The following is a 17,327-nucleotide window of genomic DNA, read 5'->3' as shown; positions in this document are numbered from 1 at the left end:
CCGGCAACTATTTTCGCGACCACTTCACATTTTTCGCTAATAGCCCTTTGCCCAACTTTGCAGATATTTCCATTTGTAACAAAAGCGACTTGATCATCGCGTTTTATAGCTCGGCGCAAGCGACCTTAATGCGCGTTAACAACTAATTTCCTGCGCCATTAGTTAGTGCAGTTGCACTAATAGCTAACACCCTGCGTGCGCAGGCCCTGATATAGGCAAGAACTTCCAGGTGATCATTTATGCCAGCGATCCCAAGTAGTCGTGACCCGGCGCAAACCCCAGGCACAGACGGCGCGCAGAAAAAATTCGAAACCGCGCTGTTCACGGCTGTCAACCAGCCGACGTTTGACCCGTCCAAGATCCGTGGTCCTTCGATCCCCCTGCCCTATCAGAATGTGCAAGCACCGGTGAACAACACCATCACCTATACGCCGCTGGGCAGCGACAAACCGGTGACGCTCAAGCAGATCGACAACCCGCGCCTCTTCGAAACACTGGTCGACCAGTACAACAGGCAACAGAACGATGCCAGCTTCGAAAAAAACCTCGCCGACAGCAAAGCCGCCGGCTACACCGAGGCCGACGCCGGCGCAGCTGGCGCCTCGGACACGTCGTGGATCGACAACGCGTCGTTTGGCGTCTCCGGTGCCAAGGACTGGGACACCATCACCGGCAACACCAGCGGCACGCCCACCAAGGAAGAACTCGACCTGAACCGCCCGCGCGCCGCCGCGCAGCTGCTCTCGCAGAACTGGGACGCGTGGGGCCTGCACGGCGCGCCGATCGACTTCGCCAACCCGCCCACCACCTTGCCACCCGAGGCGCAGGCGGTGCTCAAATACGTGGCCAGCAGCCCGAACCTGATGGCGGCGCTGGACAGTGGCGGGCGCGGTAAAGCCGACAATGTGATCACCCACTCCGACGTCGATCACTTTATCGACAACGCCAACAAGGACCTTGGCGCGGCGTCGAAATCCTTCGGCATTTTCATGGGCAGCAAGCCCGGCGACCTGGCAACCGCCAACGCCAAGTCCGCCGCTATCGTGATGGCCAACGAAAGCCTGGTCGCAAGCTCCGGCACGGTGATGCGCCCCGGTGACAACCAGCGCAGCAACGACGGCATGATTCGCCCCGACAACCTTGAGGCGCTGGGCAGTGATTCGGCCTTGAGCAATGAGCTGACGGGTGCTGCGGCCATGTGGTCGAAACCCGGCATGTTCCACGCCTTGGAAACCGGTGGCGACAACCCCGCCACCGGCAAATCCGACACCATCGGCACCCGCGACAACATCGGCGCGTGGCTGGAAAAACAGGCGCCGAAAACCGACAGCGACACCCTGACCTTCCTCGACGGCGCCGCCACCCGCGATGCGGTCGCGGGCGTGGACACCTCGAAGCTGACCGCCGACATCCTGGCCAACCCACAGAACTACAGCGGCGAACAAAAAGCTGCGGTGATGGTGCAACTGACCGACGCGCAAACGCGCCTGCTGGTCAGCGATTACGTCGGCAACGAAGGCTTGATGGACAAGTACACCTCGCCGAACTGGGGCCTGAACCCCAACGAAGACAAGATCAAGGCGCAGTTGCAAAGCGGCATCGAGACCCTGTCGGCCGACCCGGATGTGCAGAGCTTTTTGCAGAACAATCGCGGCCAGGCGTTGAGCGATATCGTCGGCAGCGACCCGACCATGAAAGTCGCGATGCAGAACTACGTGGCCGACGGCATCGAGTCGGGCAAGAACCTCAACGATAACCTCAACGCCAAGGACCAGAACGGCAAGCAGATCGACATGGGCATGGGCCTGCAGAACGCTGCCAACGACGCGACCATCGCCAACCTGGCGCTGGGCGGCAACGGCCATGTCGACCTGAGCAAAATCGCCGCGAATGCCGGGCAAAGTGACGCGATCCAGAGCTACTACAAGAACCAACTGGTCACCGGCAAAGCCTTCACCGACGCCGTGGCCGGTGGCATGGACCCGACGGTGGCGGCCAGCAGTTTCGCCGCCAGCACCGCGTCGGCCCAGGCTTTCCTGGGTAACAAGGCCACGGCGGATGACGCGGCAACCTTGCAGGTCAACTTCAACGAAAACCTCAGCGACGCCCTGCTCGGCGGCGCCACCACCGACACCCTCAACGTCACGCTGGGCGATGGCAAGGGCAACTTTGACGAGGCCAAAGTCACCGCCGCGATCAACGACGCGCAGCAGAAAGACCCGCAGATGTTCGTCACCTCCGATGGCGGCAAGATCGACCCGGCCCAAGTGGTGTCGATGCTGCGTTCGGTGTGGGACATCGGCCGCCAGGGCAACAAGATCGCCGACGCCCTGCCCAAGGCAATCGAAGGCATGAAGTTCGGTGATGTCAGCCCGGCGTTCAAGCAAGGCCTGCTGCACATCGGCAGCGCGGTGTTGATGAGCGGCGTGCTGATGGCGCGTTCGGCCAATGGCAGCAACACGCCGGTGGCAGATGCCAACCGTGTCTCGGCAGGCCTGCAATTCGCCGGCCTGTTGCTGGAAGGCGGCACCAAGTACGCCAAGGAAGCCGGCTACGGCGTGACCTGGGTCAACCGCCCGGACGGCGGCACCATCGGTGATTTCCCCGGCAAGGTGCCGGTGGGCAAAGGCCCGCTGTCAGCCCAGCAGATCGCCGATATCGGTGCCGCCGGCAAGATCATCGGTTCGGCCGGTGGGATTATCGGCGGCGTGATCGGGATTATCGGCGGTGTCGACTCCTTGAAAAAAGGTGACTACCTCACCGGCAGTTTTTCGGTGGCCACCGGCGTGCTCGGCACGGGCGCGGCCGTCGCCGGCCTGGTTGAGGCCGGGGCCGGGTTGTATGGCGCGACTGAAATCGGCGCCGTGGCCGGCACCATCAGCGGCATTCTCGGCGGGGCCACGGCGATACTCGGCGGTATCGGCAGCGCCTTCCTGCCGTTCGCCCTGGCGGATGCTCACGGCAAGGCGCAAGACGCGTTCTACGGCCAGCTCGCGCCAGTGCTGCAGCAATACGGTTTGACCGGTGGCCCGACCATGGATGGCGATTACCCGGCCGACCCGATCCCGGCCATCAACACCTGACCGGATTAAGCTTTCACCGCCTAAAGGTTCTACGACATGACGTATTTCACCGATGACACGGCTTCAAGTATCCACTTCGGCCCCTTCCAACTGCTGCCCCAACGTCACTTGCTGCTCAAGCACGGGCAACCCGTGGCCCTCGGCAGCCGCGCCCTGACCTTGCTGATCGCCCTCGCCTCGCGGCCGGGTGAACTGCTGGAAAAAAACCGCTTGCTCGCCATCGCCTGGCCGAAAACCGTGGTGGAAGAATGCAACCTGCGCACGCAAATCAAGACCCTGCGCCGGGCCCTGGGCGACGATGAGTCGTTCTACATCGCCACGGCGCCGGGCCAGGGCTACCGGTTTGTCGCGCCGACGTGGGTCGAGCGCGCGCCCGTGCCGGTGGTCAAAGAGCCGGTGATACTCGGCGTGTACGGCTGCCGCCATTGCCGAGGCGCCGGGATGATGCCGATGTTTGCGCAGCTGGGCATGCAGAACAGCTGACCGGCTAATGTGGGAGCTGGCTTGCCTGCTCCCACAGGTTTAGAGAGGCGGCGAAACAGTGATCGCACCCAAATCCAAATGCCCATCTTTCAACGGCGGGCACCAGTAATACCCGCCCGTCAACGGCGTACTGATGCGATACAACCCATCGACAATCCCATCCTCCAACCCGCTCATGCGCCGCAACTGCGCTTCAAACGCATCAAAGGAATGCCCGAACGCCAGGAACATCAACCCCGCCTGGCCGTTCTCGGCCCATGGCATGGAGCGGCGCACCACGAAGGCTTCCGGTGTGAAACTTTCCTGGGCGGTACGCTTGGTGTGGGCTGATTCAGGCGCGTCGTCCAGTTCTTCGTTATCGCCATGGCGGCGGCCGATGATGTGGTCACGCTCTTGTGCGGGCAGCGCGGCAAAACCGTCGAGGTCGTGCTGCCATTGCTGGATCGCGGCAAAGCTGGCACCGCTGTCGGTCATCGCGGCGTCGACGGCGGCATCGTCGTGGGGGTTTTCAGTGCCGTCTTCGTAGTCGGTCAGGTCGAAGCCGGTCTTGTAGCGAAAGCCTTCGGTCATCTGCACCAGGCGAAAGGCCGGGGCCAGGGCTTTTTCAAACGCACGGCTGCGTAACAGCAGCTCACCCCGATCCACACCATGCAGCCATACCCACAGCGCCTGCTGGGTGGACGGGTTATGCGCACCCGGCCCGCTGACGGCGGGGAATGCACGCAGCCCTTCGACCTGGGCGCCGAGTGCGGTTACCAGCGACTCACCAAAACCGACCACCGCGGCCGAATCCACCAACTGCACCAGCGCGTCCAACGCGGCGGGCACGGCTGCCAGGGACTCGACGGCAAAAAACAGATGGCGTGCCTGCAACGGCACCGGTGCGGCAAGAATGCCCGGCTGGTACTGACTCATGTGAACTCCTTCTGAAAAGCCGCGCAGTTTACTCCGACGAGCGTGGCGCACACAGCAATGTGTACAAGAAAGCGCACAAGCCTTGCCATAGAGCCGGTTGTTGGGTGACTCTCTAGTCATGTTTTGCAACTATTCCAGGGGTAGCGACATGACCACCAGTAACCTGCTCGACCAGCTGTTTCCCACATCCGCCGCCGATATTCCCGAGCAATTTCGCCTCGCGGCGCCGATTGAACAGCGTGATTACCTGGTCGATGGCCAGTTACAGGTGTGGAACGGCCCGTTGGCCCAAGTGCTGAGCCCGGTGCAAATCGGTGATGAGCGCGTGCATATCGGCAGCACGCCGCTGCTGGACGCCGACACGGCCCTCACCGCCCTAGACGCCGCCGTGCGCGCCTACGACCGTGGCCAAGGCGAATGGCCGACGATGCGCGTGGCCGAACGCATCCAGCATGTGGAAGCCTTTTTGCGGCGCATGCGCGAACAGCGCGATGCTGTCGTGAAGCTGCTGATGTGGGAGATCGGCAAGAACCTCAAGGACTCGCAGAAAGAGTTCGACCGCACCTGCGACTACATCACCGACACCATCAATGCGCTCAAGGAACTCGACCGCCGCAGCAGCCGCTTTGAACTGGAACAGGACACCCTCGGGCAAATCCGCCGCGTACCGCTGGGCGTGGCGCTGTGCATGGGGCCGTATAACTACCCGCTGAACGAGACCTTCACCACGCTGATCCCGGCGCTGATCATGGGCAACACCGTGGTGTTCAAGCCGGCCAAGCTCGGGGTGCTGTTGATTCGCCCATTGCTGGAAGCGTTCCGCGACAGCTTCCCGGCCGGGGTGATCAACGTGATCTACGGCAGCGGTCGCGAAACCGTCAGCGCGTTGATGGCCAGCGGCAAGATCGATATTTTCGCGTTTATCGGCACCAACAAGGCCGCCAGCGATTTGAAAAAGCTGCATCCCAAACCACATCGCTTGCGCGCGGCATTGGGCCTGGATGCGAAAAACCCCGGCATCGTGCTGCCCGAGGTGGACCTGGACAATGCGGTCAACGAAGCCGTCACCGGCTCGCTGTCGTTCAATGGCCAGCGCTGCACCGCGTTGAAAATCCTGTTTGTGCATGAAGATGTGGTCGACAGCTTTATCGAAAAATTCAACACCAAACTGGCCACACTGAAACCCGGCATGCCATGGGAAGACGGCGTCTCACTGACGCCGCTGCCGGAAGTCGGCAAGGTCGATTACCTCAACGCGTTGGTGGCGGATGCGGCGCAGCATGGCGCCCAGGTGGTGAATGCGAATGGCGCCACCAGCCGTGGTTCGTTCTTCTACCCGGCGGTGCTGTACCCGGTGAACCCGCAGATGCGCGTGTACCACGAGGAACAGTTCGGCCCGGTGGTGCCGATCGTGCCCTACCGTGACCTGGAGACCGTGATCGACTACGTGCTGGATTCGGATTTCGGCCAGCAACTGAGTATCTTCGGCACCAACGCCGTGGAAGTCGGGCGCCTGGTGGATGTATTTGCCAACCAGGTCGGCCGTATCAATATCAACGCCCAGTGCCAGCGCGGCCCGGACACCTTCCCCTTCAACGGGCGCAAGAACTCGGCAGAAGGCACGCTGTCGGTACATGACGCATTGCGCGTGTTCTCGATCCGCACGTTGGTGGCGACCAAATTCCAGGAGAGCAACAAGGCACTGGTCAGCGATATCCTGCGCAATCGCGATTCGAGCTTTTTGACCACTGACTATATTTTCTAAAGGTTTTGCCCTGACTACCGAGGCCATTTTACTCCCGATGAACCTGCCCTTCTTCGCCCGGCGCCTGCTGCGCCCATTGCTCGACCCGTACCGCCGCTATCGCCATGCCAAGCTGATCCACGCGGTACGCGTGTCCATCGGCCTGCTGGCGACGATCCTGCTGACCACCGGCATCAACCTGCCCCACGGTGAGTGGGCCTCGGTGACCATGCTGATCGTGATCGGCGGCTTGCAGCACCACGGCAATATCGGCAAAAAAGCCGTGGAGCGCGCCTACGGCACGTTGATCGGCGCCAGCGTCGGCTTGCTGCTGGTGGTGCAACAAGCGTATTTCGGCCAGCCGTTGTTGACCTACCTGTTGATGTCAGTGGTGTGCGGGTTCTTTTCCTATCACGCCATCGGCAAGGGCGGTTACATCGCGCTGCTGTCGGCGATCACGGTGTTTATCGTCGCCGGTCACGGCGACAACCCGATCTCGGATGGCTTGTGGCGCACCGTCGATATCCTCATCGGCATCGTCCTGGCCCTGGCCTTCTCCTTTGCCCTGCCGCTCTATGCCGTGTATTCGTGGCGCTACAACCTGGCCAGCGCGCTGCGCGACTGCGCCGCGATTTACAGCCGGATCATCAACGGCCAGTCGGTCACCGACGACGAACACTTCAAACTGCTCAACCGCTTGAACGCGGCAATGCTGCAACTGCGTTCGTTGATGCCATCGGTGTCCAAGGAAGTGCGCATTTCCATGACCGAGTTGGACGCGATCCAACGGCACTTGCGCATGTGCATCAGCACCCTGGAGATTCTCGGCAATACGCGCCCCGACCCTCGGGACGAGCAGGCCATGGCACGGATGCAGGTGATGTTGAAGGCCGAGCATCGACAGATTCGCGTGCAATTGGTGGGGATGGCACGCGCGTTGAAATCAGGGTTTACCGAGCGGCTGGAACGGCCTGCTGCAAATGCGATGGATGAAGCCGTGCTGGACGCGCCGGTGCAGAGTGCGTTGGATGGGTATCGGTTGTTGACGTTGCAACTGGCGGGGAATGTGGATGGGATGCGCCAGCGGTTGGCGAAGACGGCGAGGCATTGGAAGATTTGAGTCAGCAGTAAAAAGGGACAGCCTATATTCAAATAGTGCTGCCCCTTTTTTGTTACTCAAACCACCCTCTCATTCCAACGTCAGTAGACGGATTGCAAGCACATCACTGGCCACCTCTCACGCCCGTCCCTGATATAGACGCCCGCGTTGTATTGAAAATATGTCCATCCACGGCCCGCCCAACGGTTAGTTATATAAGACCAGGAATTCACGTAACAGCGTTGCACATCGTAGAGCGCAGAATCGTTCATAAGCGCCCATTGAGGAACACTGTAAGTCCACGCCAACGCCTCGTCGGCCGTTAGTTGGCCATTATTAAACACAAACCGATAAATATTGGATACCCATACATAGTAGGAAACTTTTGTTAAGTTCTTATCGGTCACGGTAATTATGGCGGTCCCGTTCGCGTTACCGGTCACTTTCCCGCCTGCGTCCACTGAAGCCACTCGTGGGTTATTTGAGGCATACGTGTAACCGCCGGCACCGCCACTGGCTTGCCGGTATTGAGTATTCGCTACTGAATCCGCACCCGTTCTTCCCAGAGGCAACCCTTTTATAGAAACGCCATTCAAGTACATATAATTTTGATCAATTTTCAACTGCCCCGAAATCGTATAGGTCGTTGATTTAAACGGCTGCTTGTTTTCTTCTTTGTCACTGCCATCCAATGCGACCCCGACTTCCACCACCACCGTGCGATTAGCGGGTAACGCCTCCAGCCAGGCTCTCGAAACCGGTATATTTTGCAGTCCTTTCGTTACATCAGTGTCCGTTACCACATAGTTCGCCAGCACATTCAACTGCGCAACGCCCAAGCTGCGCAGGGTAATCCATACCCGCTGACCGGCAAATATCAAAATCCATATAGGCAGCGTCAAGGTAGGGTCAGCGCCGAAGGTCGCCAGGTTAACGGCACCATTGTCCGCGATCTTATTGATCAATGCCTGTGGGAAATACTCTGCGGAAATAGGGCTAACTTTGACAATCTGGGTGTCTGACCAGACAACTTTGGTTCCCGTTGTCACCTTGTAGCGCAAGGTGAGCGTTTTACCCACACACTGGGCGATAAATCGCGGCGTCAAGGCGAAGGTTACTCGCCCGCCGCTCAGCCCTTTCAGTGCAGTAAAAGCGAAGGTACCGTCCGATAGCATCATTTCGAGGGTGATGTCCTGCGCCGTCGTCATACCGGAGTACGCCACCAGCACATTGGTCCCTTGCTTATAGCCCAGGCCTGAGACATTCAGCGTCGGCCCTGTATTGGCGTCGAAGGCCGGGGCCGGCAGCGTCGCCGGAACAGCCTGGACATGATACTCACACTTGGCAAACGGCACCTGCGTCTGCGCCTCATCCCGTTGCGCAAAACTGACGCCGAAAATAAGGCTCAAGATCGAGTCAGCCTTGAGGTTGCGCAGTTGCTCCACCGGCCCAAGCACGTTCACCCCGTTGGCAACTTCTTCCTCGGTGACCTTGTCAGCAGAGTAGATGACCTCATCAAGTGCCGAGCCATCGTTCAACGTGCCTTTGATCGTCAAAAACATCCGTTGGTCTTTTTGAATCATAATCCACTTGGGCACGTGGATCTTCGCTTCATTCCCCAGTGCCAGCAACGGAAATACACCGTTCTCAATCTTGTTGAGCGTCGGCGCCGGCAGCGCAGTGACGAGCAGCAACTTGATCTTCAAGGGTTTGGATCGGTACGTGATTTGCCCGCGGGTAAAACGGTAGTCCACGGTAATAAAGTTGCCTCTTTCACGAATGGCCAACGCAATGATGTCGGGTGGAATAACGGCTTTAACTTTCCCCTTGGAATCGCCATTAACGGTCACCTCAGTGATGCTGATGCCAAACTCCCCCTCCCACCGGAAAATAACCTCGTCAGTGGGGCGCAGATTGGTGATAGTCCCCTCCAGGGTGGCGCCATTCATTACGTCTTTGGGGTGAAGTTGATCCTGCAAGACCTTATCGGCCTCCAACACCCTGGGCAGCGAAAGCTCCACCAGTGGGCCGACGGTGAGGTTAAGCAATTCGGAACGCACGTATGTTTTAGGCATCGTCGCTGTGCCCTCCTTTTGCACGCTGTAACTGCAACGGATCGAGCCGTCGAGATTCAGGCGCATGACCGAAGGGCTTGCCTCAATCCACAGTTGCGTCAAAAGCGGCCCTTCGGTCGACGCATCGATAACGAAGCTGCCGCTGTCCGACGCTTCGGGGTCCACCCCGACTATGTTCCAGAAGATCGTGCAGCCAACGGTCGCACCGATGAAGGGAAACGACATCTGTATGACAGAGCGTTTTACGTCTTTAGGGTCGAGGTTGCCGTTAACGTTGTATTTGACGATCGGTGCAGGCGCATCGATCACGCGAACACCTATCTCGGCCGTCACCACCTCGGATTGACGGATGGACGACGCGAGGCCCTTGCCGTTATTGACGCGGTAAAAAATAGAGAATGGGCCTTTATTTTCAAACTGTTTGAGATCTTCCTTGAGCACGTCGCGCACACCGCCTTGTTCACCGGCCAGCCGCGAATCCGTATAGATCACACTACTGCCGCCTTCTTTTACCAGTAGCAACACCAGGTCTTCTCGCCACATGCGATTCCACGGCTCATAATTGGGGATTGTCGCTGCCGCGTCCGTATCAAACGGCATCAACGTGCCTTCCATCGGGGAGACCAGCGGTGCCGGCATCTTGGTCGCCGTACCTACGACAAAGATCTGGGCGTAGGCCGACGACCCTAACTTCGTACCACTGGCGTTGTGCACCTCCACCCATGCCAGGATTTCCCCGCGTTTCTGCCCGCCTGCCGCTTTAGCAATAATGTCGTTGGGGACATTGATATCCTCCCCCTCCACGTTAGTGTCGGGAACACCCTTCAAGCGCACTTCGGCCCAGGTGTCGTCATCCTTCTTAATGGAAAGGACGACCGTGATCGTATGGCGAGGGTTGGGCTTTGGCTTGTTAAAAGGTACATAGGTCTTCAGCATGAATACGGAGTTGTGTTGAGTATCAAAATCGACTTGGGTGGTGGGCTCCCCATCCACTCTGAGGACGGGTGGCTTGTACAGCTTTTTATCCGTTTGCAGGCGTACCTTGTAGGGTTTGGAATACGTGTAATTCCCTCCTGGCTGATTCCCGACCACATCTTGAACCGTAAACCCGACGCCAATGATTCCATCCTGGATGGCATCCGCGATAGTCTTAGCAGGGACTTGAATCCGAATGGGTCCAGCGCGGGCGACGTCTTCGGGGCTTACCGTGTAATAGAACTCCTGCCCCCCCCAATTGATGGTCAACTTGTCGTTCTTGCGGCAGTTCGGATATTTTTCAATCAGGCACCACACTCCGGCTGCGACGATGTCTTTATCGATAATGGATTCTTCCGGCAGGTCTTCCAGCGACAGCTTCAACTCGCTATGCCAGGCTTCCCAAAACTTCAGATCTTTCCCGCCAGGCAGTGTCGTTTTGATCAACACCAAGAGGGTGTGCGTGCGGCTTTCCTGCCCATTGGAGCGAACCACCCGGGTAAAGATCGGAACTTCGCCCTCCGGCAAATCCGCCTTTTTGACCGTCAAAAAGTATTCACTTTTCACTTCTCGAACGTAATCAAAGGCTTTTGGGTCTTTCTGGTCTTTGATAACAACTTCGAAGTAGTCGCCCATGGCGAGATCAGACCAGGCCACTACCCTGATAAAGAGCAGATCCTTCTGCATGCTTGCGTGGCCGACGCCCCAGAGGGCATCTTCTCGATAGAGGGGTTTGCGAGGAAAGTCGGGTTCTTCAGGCCCATCGGGATCATCAGGGTCAATCGGCGTTCTCAGTTGAATCTGAGCAGGCGACGAAGGCGTGGGTTTAAGTAAGTCATAGGGCGGAGTAGGAACAGTGGACATGACCATCACCTTGCAGGGATAAGCCGCGCAAGAATGGCGCGACGGGCAAGGGAAATAAGGCTCCTGGAGGCGCAGCCCAATCTACTGTCAGAATTGACAGTGGCGACGAGCGGTAGGTGCGTAGGATTAATCTGGCAGCCACCACGGCGATCAAAACTTTCCTGTCGCCGCGTTTTTTCTTACATATTTTTCACGATTTATTCACATCCACAGACGTAGGGTGAAGCCTCATCCGTTACAAACGTTGCACATCAAGCCCGCCGCCCCAGCGGGCTTTTTTTTGCCTGGAATTTTTAAGGGAGGGCGCTTAACGCGCGGCCTTGATGGCAGGCGCCGCCGCCTGCTCACGAATGGCGCGCTGGGTATCCAGCACCTTGGCCAAAGCGGTTTCCGCTTGCGGGCTTTGCTGCGGCACGCGGATCGCGGCCGATACCAATGTGATCAGCTTGGCCATCACCTCGGCGTCCGTGGCCGGGCGGCCCAGGCTCATGGAGTTCATCAGCAGGCGCAGTTCAGTGCCAGCCATTACCCCGGAAATCGCCTTGAGCGCAAATTGCAGGCGTACGCCCAGCTCATTGCGTGGCAAGTCCGGCAAGGCCAGGGCGAAGGCTTCGAAAAAACGCTGGAACACCGGCTGGTAATGCACCTTGAGGTATTCCTGGATAAACGGCGAGGTGTCGCTGTAGACCCGGCCGAGGAAACGAATGAACGAGCGCCCTTCCCCGCTGGCCGGGTCACTGCGCTCCAGGCCCATGGCCGGGGCGAACAGCACGCCAAGCAAAGTGTCGCAGTCCAGCGGCCCGTCGGCTTCGGCTTCACAGCGCGCGAGCAATTCCAGGCGTTGCTCGTTGAGCGGCTCCAGGCGCTGCATCAGCAGGGTTTTCATCAGGGAGTCCTTGTCCCCGAAGTGGTAGTTCACCGCGGCCAGGTTCACCTGGGCGCGCTCGGTAATCTGCCGGAGCAGAACGGCGTCGTAGCCGTACTTGATGAAGAGAGCCTCTGTCGCATCCAGCAATCGAGTCTTGGTAACGTTTGGAGCGCTGAGTTTCTTCGCGACCATAGGAGTTCCACGGGGGAAATATTGTTTTAAAAAATAATTTGATTTTTTATACCGGGGCAGCCCTTCGAAAGCAAGTACTGCCGCTGCGCTACCCCTCTAAAAGCCTGTATAACCGGGCGTAACGAGGGTAGTCGAGGGTTTTGGGCGCCGCTCGAACCCGGCCGCAGAAAATTCGTTTCAAGGGGTAAAACCGCTCTACATCCATGGCTGGCGAAGCGCATTGAACACGGTTACTATTCAAACAATATTTTAAAAACAAGAAATAAAACCAGTCCGTGACGCGTACCAGCCAGCTCCCGAACTTGTTACAAAGATTTACCGGGGGCAAGCGGCACCGTCGAGACTGCAGGCGTAGTCATGATGACAGATACCCCCGCGCACCCAGGCTTGATCTCCCTGCAAGGCATCGGCAAGCACTATCAGCTCGCCGGGCAACACCTGTCCATTCTTAACGATGTATGCCTGGCCATCGCCCGCGGTGACAGCTGCGGCATTCTGGGTGCCTCCGGCTCCGGCAAAAGCACCCTGCTCAATATTCTCGGCCTGCTGGACCTGCCCAATTGCGGCCAGTACCACTTTGCCGGCCACGATATTTTCAGCGCCAGCCCGGATGAGCTGGCGGCGATCCGCAATCAGCAGATCGGCTTCGTGTTCCAGAGTTTCAACCTGCTGCCGCGCCTCAGTGCCGTGGACAACGTCGCACTGCCCCTGAGTTACCGTGGCGTGTCACGCCATGAATCCGTGGAGCAGGCGTTGCGCATGCTCGAACAAGTCGGCCTGGCCGAGCGTGCCCACCATCGCCCCGCCGACCTTTCCGGCGGCCAGCGCCAACGCGTGGCCATTGCCCGCGCGCTGGTCGGCAAACCTTCGGTGATCCTCGCCGACGAACCCACCGGCAACCTCGACAGCACCACTGCCCAAGAGATCATGGACCTGCTCCTGGCCCTCAACCGCGAGCAGCAAGTGACGCTGATCATCGTCACCCATGACCCCCATATCGCCGAGCGCCTGGAGCGCAAAATCCTGGTGCGCAATGGCGTGGTGCATGAGGTCGGATGCCTATGAGCCTGCGGGTCGAGCAGAACCTGAGCCAACTGCTGCACGAAGCATTCGTGAGCCTGCGCACCCTGGGCAAACGCTCGGTCCTGGCGTTGCTGGGTATCGTGATCGGCAGTTCGTCGGTGGTGGCGCTGATCAATATCGGCCATAACGCGGCGGTGGATGCGGCGCTGATTTTCAAAGACATGGGCACCGACACGCTGATCGCCCAGTTCCCGCCCAAGGGCAGCGGCAACACACCGATGCGCGCCAGCCTCGACCTCGAGGCCGTGCGCCGAGCCGTACCGGGCATTGCCCATATCGGCGCACTCAGTTTGTTCAGCGGGCCCATCGTGTTCCATGGCCGCAGCGCCAACGCCAACTTTGTCGGCACTACCCCGGACATCAAGGACGCCATGCGCCTGGCCGTGCGCGAGGGGCGCTTTCTGTCGAGTTTCGACGCCGGCGAAACCTACGGCGTGATTGGCGACCAAGTCGCCCAAGCCCTGGGCGCGCCCGGCGACCCGCTGCGGCTGGGCGACCGCATCCGCATCAACGATTACCTGTTCCTGGTGGTGGGCATCTTGCACAACCAACCGCGCGCCATGCTGATGCCGGTGCAGGCCAACGAATCGCTGTTTATCCCCGCCGAAGGCATGCGCCGCATCTACCTCGCGCCGCAGATCGGCAACGTGATTATCCGCGCCGCGCCCGGCGAGGACATGGAGCAGATCGCCCGCGACACCGCCATCGCCCTGAAAATCCAGCTCACCGACCACGATGTCGATATCCAGGTGCCCCAGCAAATGATTGATGGCATGACCCGGCAAAGCCGCACATTCGCCTACTTGCTGCTGGCCCTGGGCGCGATCTCGCTGGTGGGCGGCGGCGTCGGCGTAATGAACGTGATGCTGATGAATGTCTCGGAGCGCCGCCGTGAGATCGGTATCCGCATGGCCCTGGGTGCGCGCCAGCGCGATATCCGCAACCTGTTCCTGCTCGAAGCCGTGACCCTGACCGCCGTCGGCGCACTCTGCGGCGCGGTGCTGGGCATGACCGCCGCCTGGTTCTACGCCTGGCTGTCGGGCTGGGAATTCGCCCTGGCCGCCGCCGCGCTGCCGTTGGGGGTGGGCAGCACGCTGCTGGTCGGCTTGTTCTTTGGCATCTACCCGGCGGTGTCGGCCTCACGGCTGCAGCCAGTGGAGGCCTTGCGTGATGAATAAATGGCCGCTGCTACTGATTTTCGCGAGCCTGCCGGCTATGGCCGCCGACGTGGTGATCAACCCTTCGGCCCCCAGCACCACCCGCAGCGGTTATGACCGCAGTGTCTCGCTCAAAGCCCAGGCCACCAACATGACCCTGGGCGATGCGGTGTACCTGGGCTTGCGCAACAACCCGGCGATCCGCAGCGCGTACCTGCAACGCGTTGCACAAAAATTCGACCTGCGCGTGGCCGAAGACACCTTCAACCCCAAGCTCACCCTCAACAGTTATTACCGCCAAAGTCGCGGTACCGCGGATAACTCCCGCAATGCCAACCTGGCGCCGAACGCCACCTTGCTCGGCGAATACGGCACCCGCCTGAGCATGGCCTGGACCCAGCAACTGAACAACGCCGACCGCGCCGGCCGCTACCGCAGCGACGGCCTCGACCTGGCACTTATCCAGCCGCTGATGCGGGGTGCCGGCTGGGACGCCACCACCGCGCCGTTGCGCCTGTCACGCTTGTCGGAGCAGGCCAACCGCCTGAACCTCAAGGCCACCGTGGCGCAGACCATCAGCCAGATCATCGCCACCTACCGCGAACTGCTGCGCGCCCAGGAGCAATTGAGCATCGTCCAGGATGCGCTCAAACGTTCCGGCACCTTGCTGGAAGTCAACAAGGCCTTGATCAGTGCCGGGCGCATGGCCGAGTTCGAAATCGTGCAGACCGAGGCCGACATCGCCACCCAGCAGCTCGGCGTGGAAGAAGCCCAGAACCAACTCGATACCAGCCGCCTGGCGCTGCTGCGCCTGCTGGCCCTGGACCTGTCGACGCCAATCCGCGCCAGCGAGGCCCTGGAGGCCAGGCCGATGACCATCGACAAGCGTCAGGCCTTCAACCTGGCGCAGACCCAGCAACCGGAATACCTCGCCGCCCTGCTCGGCAGCCAGCAGGCCGACCTCAACCTGGTGATCGCCAAGGATTCCGGGCGCTGGCAAGTCGACCTGGTGGCCGGGGCCAACCAGCTTCGCGATGCCTACAATAACGACAACGGCAGCAGCAATAACCGCTCGTGGAACAGCTATGCCGGGGTGCAGGTGCAAATCCCGATCGGCGACATCAGCACCCGCCAGGCCGAAGTGCGCGCACGGGTCAATGTGGAAGATCAGGAGATCCGCATCACCGACGCGCGCCAGGAACTGGAACGCAGCGTCAATGACGTGGTGCGCGACCTCGGCACGCGTTGGCGCCAATATGAAATCGCCCAACGTGCGGTGGAACTGTCGCGGCGCAAGATCGAGATCGAGCGGGAAAAACTCAGCGCCGGGCGCTCCACCAACTTCCAGGTACTGAGTTTCGAGACCGACCTGCGCAACGCCGAAAATTCGCGGCTCAATGCGCTGATCGCTTATTTGAACGCCCAGACCCAGCTCGACTTGACGCTGGGCATGACGCTGGAAAGTTGGGAAATCGCCCTCAATGACTACTAACAAAAAATACCTGCTGGGTGCCTTGCTCGTCGTGCTGTTGGCGGGCACCGGCATTGCCCTGCGCAGCCCGGCGACCGGCCAGGCCACCGCGACCACGCAATGGCTGGCCGTCAAGCCTGACCCGCTGGTGCACCAGATCGGCCTGGTGGGCAAGATCGAACCCGACACCACCCTCATCCTCACGGCGCCGTTCGACGGCAACGTGCTGGCCAATCTGGTGGAGCAAGGCCAGCGCGTCGAGGCTGGCCAGGTGCTGCTGCGCATGGACCCGTCCACCCTCGAAGTGCAACTGCGCGATGCGCTGTCCGTCCTGCTCAAGGCTCGTCGCACCGTGCAGGAAATGCAGGACTGGAACAGCAGCCCCGCCGTCAGCCGCGCGCGCCGCAGCCTGCGCACCGCCGAAATGACCGCCGGCAACACCCAGCGCAAACTCACCGAGAGCGAAAACCTGTTCAAGCGCGGCATCATCCCGCGCAATGAACTGGACGATCTCAAGCAACAGACCCAGCAACAGCAACTCGACCTCGCCTCCGCCCGCAGCGAACTGCAGCAAGCGCTGGATCAAGGCCAAGGCGAATACCGGCAGATCGCCGATATGGAACTGACCAACGCCACGGTGAAATACGACGCCCTGCACACGCTGCTGGAGGGCAAGGAAGTCAAGGCGCCGTTCTCCGGCATCGTGGTGCCCGCGCCCGGCAGCAACAGCTCGCCCCAAGGCGCCGGCAACACCAATGCACCGGTGCAGGCCGGCAGCAAAGTCAGCCAGGGCCAGGTGCTGTTTGGCCTGGCGAACATCGAGCGATTGAAAATCGTCGCCAAAGTGTCGGAGCTGGACATCAACCAGTTGCACCAGGGCCAGGCGGTGGAAGTGATGGGCGATGGCTTCGACGGTGAACGGCTGACCGGGTCCGTGAGCGTGGTCAGTGGCTTGGCGATAGCCAGCGACAGCCAGGGCAGCGCGCAATTTCCGGTGACCTTGTCGATACCCAAGCTGACGCCGCAGCAATTGCAGCGGGTGCGGCTGGGGATGAGTGCGCGGTTGACCATTGTCACGTACAACAATGAGCAGGCGATTGTAGTGCCGAGCCAGGCGATCCAGGCGGACAAAACGGTCGAATACCGCGAGGCGATGGATAAGCCAGTGGAACGGGTGAAGGTCACCACCGGGCAGTCGACCGCGCAGGGGGTGGAAGTGTTTGGGCTGAAGCCTGGCTTCGTGAAGATTGGCGGCTGAAATGCTGATTAACTGTGGGAGCTGGCTTGTCGGATCCCACAGAAAAGCAGAGCACAGAAT

At 60.1% G+C, this 17,327-nt stretch carries 11 protein-coding genes; 8 read left to right on the top strand and 3 right to left on the bottom strand.

Translation table 11 applies throughout. The features are described 5' to 3' along the window. The first annotated feature begins 239 nt into the window (after positions 1-239). The gene (locus L8I05_RS04605; protein ID WP_242167349.1) at positions 240-3,083 is read left to right on the top strand and encodes a type III effector HrpK domain-containing protein; all 2,844 of its coding nucleotides are present in this window, start codon (positions 240-242) and stop codon (positions 3,081-3,083) included. A gap of 36 nt (positions 3,084-3,119) precedes the next feature. After that, positions 3,120-3,566 carry a transcriptional regulator gene (locus tag L8I05_RS04600; RefSeq protein WP_242167348.1) on the top strand — a complete coding sequence of 149 codons (447 nt, stop codon included), beginning with the start codon at positions 3,120-3,122 and terminating at the stop codon, positions 3,564-3,566. A 39-nt stretch (positions 3,567-3,605) separates the two neighbouring features. On the opposite strand, the gene L8I05_RS04595 is transcribed toward L8I05_RS04600, so the two are convergent. Continuing rightward, positions 3,606-4,481 carry a Dyp-type peroxidase gene (locus L8I05_RS04595; RefSeq protein WP_242167347.1) on the bottom strand — a complete coding sequence of 292 codons (876 nt, stop codon included), beginning with the start codon at positions 4,479-4,481 and terminating at the stop codon, positions 3,606-3,608. Positions 4,482-4,629: 148 nt separating this feature from the next. Between L8I05_RS04595 and L8I05_RS04590 the strand changes: the two genes are divergently transcribed. Beyond that, the gene (locus L8I05_RS04590; RefSeq protein ID WP_242167346.1) at positions 4,630-6,246 is read left to right on the top strand and encodes an NADP-dependent glyceraldehyde-3-phosphate dehydrogenase; all 1,617 of its coding nucleotides are present in this window, start codon (positions 4,630-4,632) and stop codon (positions 6,244-6,246) included. 37 nt (positions 6,247-6,283) lie between these two features. Further along, positions 6,284-7,345, top strand: coding sequence for an FUSC family protein (locus tag L8I05_RS04585; RefSeq protein WP_177019181.1), 1,062 nt, complete (start codon positions 6,284-6,286; stop codon positions 7,343-7,345). An 80-nt stretch (positions 7,346-7,425) separates the two neighbouring features. On the opposite strand, the gene L8I05_RS04580 is transcribed toward L8I05_RS04585, so the two are convergent. Beyond that, a complete protein-coding gene (locus L8I05_RS04580) occupies positions 7,426-11,238 on the bottom strand; it encodes an Ig-like domain-containing protein (protein WP_242167345.1) in 3,813 nt (1,270 codons plus the stop codon). A 307-nt stretch (positions 11,239-11,545) separates the two neighbouring features. Next, a complete protein-coding gene (locus L8I05_RS04575) occupies positions 11,546-12,298 on the bottom strand; it encodes a TetR/AcrR family transcriptional regulator (protein ID WP_242167344.1) in 753 nt (250 codons plus the stop codon). A 357-nt stretch (positions 12,299-12,655) separates the two neighbouring features. Here L8I05_RS04575 and L8I05_RS04570 point away from each other — a divergent pair, with 357 nt between their 5' ends. From L8I05_RS04570 to L8I05_RS04555, 4 genes are read left to right on the top strand one after another with little or no spacing between them, the layout of a single operon-like run. Continuing rightward, positions 12,656-13,363 (top strand): ABC transporter ATP-binding protein, encoded by a 708-nt coding sequence (locus L8I05_RS04570; protein ID WP_242167343.1) that lies wholly within the window; start codon positions 12,656-12,658, stop codon positions 13,361-13,363. Next, positions 13,360-14,559, top strand: coding sequence for an ABC transporter permease (locus L8I05_RS04565; protein ID WP_242167480.1), 1,200 nt, complete (start codon positions 13,360-13,362; stop codon positions 14,557-14,559). The genes L8I05_RS04570 and L8I05_RS04565 overlap by 4 nt, the downstream gene beginning before the upstream one ends. Further along, a complete protein-coding gene (locus L8I05_RS04560; protein ID WP_242167342.1) occupies positions 14,552-16,030 on the top strand; it encodes a TolC family protein in 1,479 nt (492 codons plus the stop codon). The genes L8I05_RS04565 and L8I05_RS04560 overlap by 8 nt, the downstream gene beginning before the upstream one ends. Next, a complete protein-coding gene (locus L8I05_RS04555) occupies positions 16,020-17,267 on the top strand; it encodes an HlyD family efflux transporter periplasmic adaptor subunit (RefSeq protein ID WP_242167341.1) in 1,248 nt (415 codons plus the stop codon). Before L8I05_RS04560 ends, L8I05_RS04555 begins: the two co-directional genes overlap by 11 nt. Positions 17,268-17,327 lie beyond the last annotated feature (60 nt).

The organism is Pseudomonas sp. MONT-RG-20F-20-E-7-02, assembly GCF_022662395.1.
In the GTDB taxonomy this organism is placed as follows: Bacteria; Pseudomonadota; Gammaproteobacteria; order Pseudomonadales; family Pseudomonadaceae; genus Aquipseudomonas.
This window is presented reverse-complemented; position numbering and strand designations above follow the sequence as displayed.

Coding starts and splice junctions, on each gene's coding strand:
- L8I05_RS04605 (WP_242167349.1), top strand. CDS start 240: ATGCCAGCGATCCCAAGTAGTCGTGACCCGGCGCAAACCCCAGGCACA.
- L8I05_RS04600 (WP_242167348.1), top strand. CDS start 3,120: ATGACGTATTTCACCGATGACACGGCTTCAAGTATCCACTTCGGCCCC.
- L8I05_RS04595 (WP_242167347.1), bottom strand. CDS start 4,481: ATGAGTCAGTACCAGCCGGGCATTCTTGCCGCACCGGTGCCGTTGCAG.
- L8I05_RS04590 (WP_242167346.1), top strand. CDS start 4,630: ATGACCACCAGTAACCTGCTCGACCAGCTGTTTCCCACATCCGCCGCC.
- L8I05_RS04585 (WP_177019181.1), top strand. CDS start 6,284: ATGAACCTGCCCTTCTTCGCCCGGCGCCTGCTGCGCCCATTGCTCGAC.
- L8I05_RS04580 (WP_242167345.1), bottom strand. CDS start 11,238: ATGTCCACTGTTCCTACTCCGCCCTATGACTTACTTAAACCCACGCCT.
- L8I05_RS04575 (WP_242167344.1), bottom strand. CDS start 12,298: ATGGTCGCGAAGAAACTCAGCGCTCCAAACGTTACCAAGACTCGATTG.
- L8I05_RS04570 (WP_242167343.1), top strand. CDS start 12,656: ATGATGACAGATACCCCCGCGCACCCAGGCTTGATCTCCCTGCAAGGC.
- L8I05_RS04565 (WP_242167480.1), top strand. CDS start 13,360: ATGAGCCTGCGGGTCGAGCAGAACCTGAGCCAACTGCTGCACGAAGCA.
- L8I05_RS04560 (WP_242167342.1), top strand. CDS start 14,552: ATGAATAAATGGCCGCTGCTACTGATTTTCGCGAGCCTGCCGGCTATG.
- L8I05_RS04555 (WP_242167341.1), top strand. CDS start 16,020: ATGACTACTAACAAAAAATACCTGCTGGGTGCCTTGCTCGTCGTGCTG.